The sequence below is a fragment of the Xanthomonas sp. SHU 308 genome (assembly GCF_000364645.1).
In the GTDB taxonomy this organism is placed as follows: domain Bacteria; phylum Pseudomonadota; class Gammaproteobacteria; order Xanthomonadales; family Xanthomonadaceae; genus Xanthomonas_A; species Xanthomonas_A sontii.
Genome location: NZ_AQOK01000685.1, coordinates 1 through 322, shown reverse-complemented (window position 1 = coordinate 322; position 322 = coordinate 1). Strand labels below are relative to the sequence as shown.

General features: G+C 69.9%; 1 protein-coding gene. It reads left to right on the top strand.

The features are described 5' to 3' along the window. Nucleotides 1–322: methyl-accepting chemotaxis protein (locus D588_RS25415; protein WP_017917040.1), on the top strand; the 322-nt coding region annotated here is incomplete at both ends.

Here is a 322-nt window from a genome sequence, read left to right as displayed (position 1 = left end):
AAGGCTCGGCCCTGGTCGACCAGGCCGGCCGCACCATGAGCGAGATCGTAACCTCGGTGCGTCGCGTCACCGACATCATGGGCGAGATCTCCGCGGCCTCGCAGGAGCAGTCCGCCGGCATCGAGCAGGTCAACCAGACCGTGGTGCAGATGGACGAGAGCACCCAGCAGAACGCCGCGCTGGTGGAAGAAGCCACCGCCGCGGCGCGCTCGATGGAGGAACAGGCCGGCCAGTTGGGCGCGGCCATCGCCGCTTTCAAGCTGGACACCTACCAAGGCGTGGCCGCCAACGCGCCGATTGCGCAAGCCGCGCCGGCCCCGGC